Raw genomic sequence first — 4405 nt, 5'->3', positions numbered from 1 at the left:
CACGGTTCCGACCATTGGTCGTACGCTGAACGACGTTACTAAATATAACGCGTACGGAAATGGCCAATCATTTGGTGGTCAGGATGCTCGTTTCAATAACATTACGATCGACGGTGCAGTATTTAATAATGGATTTGGTTTAGGTTCATCGGCTCAGGCAGGTGGACGTACGGGTACAACGGCTGTTTCGCTGGACGCGCTGGACGAGATTCAGTTGAACGTAGCGCCTTATGACGTTCGTCAGACTGGTTTCTCGGGTGCGGGTATCAACGCCGTAACGCGCTCCGGAACGAACGATTTCTCTGGCTCAGTTTATTACCTATTTCAGAATAGCGACCTAGCCGGAAAAAAAGCAGATGGTCAAAATCTGCCACCCGTAACGATTAACAAGAAAACGCAGGGTTTTCGGATAGGTGGACCCATTATCAAGAACAAGTTATTCTTCTTTGCCAACGTAGAGCAGTATACAAGTAGTGTACCCGCGTTGGACTGGGTAGCTAACCGCGGAACAGCCGGTGGTAACGTATCACGTGTAACGGCTGCTGATCTGGAAGATCTCTCGCAGTTCATGAAAACGAACTTTAATCGTGATCTTGGTGCGATTGATAACTTCAACAATGATGTAAAAAGCTTGAAAGGCTTGCTACGTCTCGACTGGAATATCAACGACAATCATAAGCTAGCCATCCGGTACTCGCACCACAATTCGGAATCGGATCAGTCTATCAGCAATAGTAACAGTAGCAATACGGCAGGTAACGGGAACCGTACGGGTTACTCATCAACGGGGTATTCTGGTAGAGAGGCTCTTTCGCCACAAAATACGGGTTACAAAATTGCGGATAATACGCGCTCGATTGCCGTCGAATTGAACTCAACGTTTGGCGGAAAATTCGCGAACAAACTGATTGGTACATATAACAAACAGATCGAAGACCGTACTTACCGGACAGACGTATTTCCAACAATTGATATTCTGAAAGACGGTACTACGTATACCTCTATCGGTTTTGACCCCTTCACGCCGAACAACAAACTGAATTACTCGACGCTTAATATTACTGATAACTTCAGTGTATTTGCGGGTAAACACACGCTGACATTTGGCTTGGCGTACGAAAGGTATACGTCAAACAACGTTTTCTTCCCGGCGTCGAATGGGGTTTATGTGTACAATTCGATAGAAGATTTCAAAACGGCAGCACTGGCTTCGATCAACAATCCAACGGCTACTACGTCTCCTGTAACATTGAACCGTTATAACCTGCGCTATTCGCTGGTTCCAGGGGGGGCTGAGCCTTTACAGACGTTGTATAGAACCGCATATAGCGCCTATGTTCAGGACGAATTTCAGGTTAATCCGAGCTTTAAACTGACGGCCGGTGTTCGGGCTGATATTTTTGCGTATGACAATTCGACCGCTGAAGCCTTTAACAACCCACGGGTAGCCGGCCTGACATACAAAGATGAAAATGGGGCTGATTACAGATTAAACACAGGCTCGTTTCCAAAACCTCGCCTGCTGATTTCTCCGCGTATTGGTTTTAACTGGGACGTAAAAGGTGATCGATCGACGCAAATTCGTGGAGGAAGTGGTCTGTTCGTATCGCGTATTCCCGAAGTACTGGTATCAAACCAATTGGGTAATAATGGTGTGAATACAGGAGTATATAATTTCCAGAATACTAACGCATATCCATTTGTGACAGACCCAAGCAAATTTCCTGCTGGTGTGTTGCCTGCGATTACCTCAGATGTTTCAAGTTTGACGGGTTATGCAGTTAATGCGACGGACCAGGAATTGAAATATCCGGTAGTTTGGAAAACAAACATTGCTGTTGACCAGCGTTTGCCTTGGGGTTTAGTGGGTACATTGGAGTTCATTTACAACAAAACGTTGCAGGGACTGCGTTATATTGATGCGAACCTGAAAGCTCCAGACCGGCAACTAACTGGCCCCGATACGCGCAACCGCTTCCCTGCATCGGGGGTGTCAGGTACCGCAGCAATCAATACAGCCCGTTTTATCAACTACCCTTATAACACCAACGCATTCGTGTTAAAAAATACGACTGAGGGTAGTGCATATACCTTTACGGCAAAACTTGAAAAGCCTGCGGTGAATGGCTTTGGCGGTATGTTAGCCTATACATATGGCTTGGCTAGAGATTTGCAATCGGTTGGTAGTACGGTTGTAGGTAATGCGCCAACCGTTGGCGGTCAGAATTACCTGACCCTATCGTTTGGTGATAATGATCTGCGCCATCGAATCATTGGCTATGTGAACTATCGCCTGAATTATGGTGGCAAGTTCGGTGGGGCAACAACCTTTACGCTAGGTATGCAGTCGACTAGTGGCTATAAAGTGTCATACATCTACGGGGGTGACTTAAATGGTGACGGACAGACAACGAACGATCTGATTTTCGTTCCCGCAAAAGCGACCGACCTATCGTTTGCTTCGTTGACCGTGGGTTCAGGTAGTTCGGCCGTTGTTTATTCTCCAGAACAACAGCAAGCAGCTTTTGAATCGTATATAGAAGGAAATGACTATCTGAAAACCCGTCGTGGTCAGTATAGTGAACGTAATGGTGGTTATGCACCCTGGTTGACCCGTTTCGACTTCACGGTGATGCAGGAATTTTTTGTGAAAACAGGAGCGAAAGGAACCAGACATACGATTCAGTTCCGGGCCGATATTTTGAACGTTGGCAACCTGCTGAACAACAAGTGGGGAGTAGGTTGGCAAAATACGTCTGCTAGCCCGCTGTCCGTTGCTAGTGTGAATGCCGCTGGTTTACCAACATACCGGCTTGCTACGCAAACTATCAATGAAAACGGGGTTAACCGGACGATTCTGCTTAGAGATTCATTCGTGAAAAGCATAACGATTGATAACGTTTGGCAGGCTCAGCTTGGCGTTCGTTATTCCTTCTAATTCTGTATTGAACAGCAAAAATCCCCCGCACAGCTTTTGTGACGGGGGATTTTTTGTTTTCTTATATTCAAGTTATGAAGACTATTGTTCTCGTTCTGATTACTACGCTTGTTGTCTCCCAAGGAATAGCCCAGCAAGTCAATCGATTTAAGGATAGCCAGACTATTGATACGTTCTTTCAGTATAATTCGGATCGAAAACGACCGCTTATTCTGGCACATCGGGGTGGGCCTGGCTCATCTGACACGGAAAATTCCATTCTAACCTTCGACAAAACAACAAAGATACTTCCCGATGCAATTATTGAAATGGACGTGCGTATGACGCGCGACAGTGGGTTCGTTCTGTTGCACGACGCTACGTTAGATCGGGAATCCAATGCCAAGGGACCTGTTGCTGAGTGGACGCTGACGGATTTGAAAAAAATCAGATTGAAAACGCTGGATGGCGAATTAACTGATCAGCAAATTCCAACCTTTCAGGAGGTATTAGCCTGGAATAAAAACCGTTATATGCTGGCCCTCGACATAAAACCCGGTACTGATCCGCTACGTGTCCTGAAAGAAGTGACAAAACACCACGCCGAACATTCGGTTTTTGCGATTTGCTATTCGTTTGCGGAAGCGCAACGCGTGCGGGACCAGTATCCTTCGCTCTGGTTGGCGATCGGAATCAACGGCATGGAAGACGTGGAGCGGCTGGAGCGCGACCGCTTAGCTTCGGGACGCCGATTAATCGCGCTGACTCCCCAGAAAATGCAGCCTGTTTTGTTTTATGAGCGTCTGCATAAACTTGGTATTCCCGCTTCAGTCGGTACGTATGGTGCCGGACAGCTAGATGAAAAGCCAATTCAGGAAGCAGCCGCGGAGTATCGGGTGTTATTCAGACAGGGAGGAGATATTCTTACAACAGATCGTCCCATTGAGGTATCCCGATTATTCAACTGATCTGATGTTTATGAAGTGGATTCTCGTAGCACTCCTCTGGCTGACCGTACTTGTTTCTAGTGGAGCGTCGGCGCAGCAGATAGGTAAACCCCTGCCTGTTTGGCGGGAGGGTGAACTTGATATTCACCACATTAATACGGGCCAGGGGAATGCTACGTTCATGGTTTTTCCGGAAGGTACTACGTTGCTGGTAGATGCCGGAGCGATCAACTCAATGGATTGGCGGACAAATAAGCCACGTAACATCCCAGTTAAGCCAAACAACGATCGGCAGGCGGGCGAATGGATTGCCCGTTACATACGTAAAGCACTACGTTTCCAGAACAATCCAGCCCTTGATTATGTCATCATAACCCATTTCCACGATGATCATATGGGGACTCCACTGAACGTAGCAAAACGGTCGTCGGGCGGGTATGTTTTAGCAGGTATAACAGAAGTGGGCGAATACATTCCCATTCGTAAAATAATGGATCGGGGATGGCCCAATTATGCCTATCCGCGTTCGATGGAAAACGAT

3 protein-coding genes are annotated in these 4405 nt (G+C 46.9%); all 3 read left to right on the top strand.

Going from position 1 to position 4405, the window contains the following annotated elements; all coding sequences use genetic code 11:
- Positions 1 to 2938: hypothetical protein (locus ACOJS8_RS12720; protein WP_420148917.1), on the top strand; the 2938-nt coding region annotated here is incomplete at its 5' end.
- Positions 2939 to 3012: 74 nt separating this feature from the next.
- Positions 3013 to 3885 (top strand): glycerophosphodiester phosphodiesterase family protein, encoded by an 873-nt coding sequence (locus tag ACOJS8_RS12715; RefSeq protein WP_420148916.1) that lies wholly within the window; start codon positions 3013 to 3015, stop codon positions 3883 to 3885.
- Between the two features lie 10 nt (positions 3886 to 3895).
- Positions 3896 to 4405, top strand: a 510-nt coding sequence (locus ACOJS8_RS12710) for an MBL fold metallo-hydrolase (RefSeq protein WP_420148915.1), incomplete at its 3' end; no start/stop codon positions are given.

The sequence above is a fragment of the Spirosoma sp. genome (assembly GCF_048594605.1).
In the GTDB taxonomy this organism is placed as follows: Bacteria; Bacteroidota; Bacteroidia; order Cytophagales; family Spirosomataceae; genus Spirosoma.
This window is presented reverse-complemented; position numbering and strand designations above follow the sequence as displayed.

What these genes read in the sequence shown, in the direction of transcription:
- ACOJS8_RS12715 (WP_420148916.1), top strand. Translation starts at nt 3,013, where the DNA reads ATGAAGACTATTGTTCTCGTTCTGATTACTACGCTTGTTGTCTCCCAA.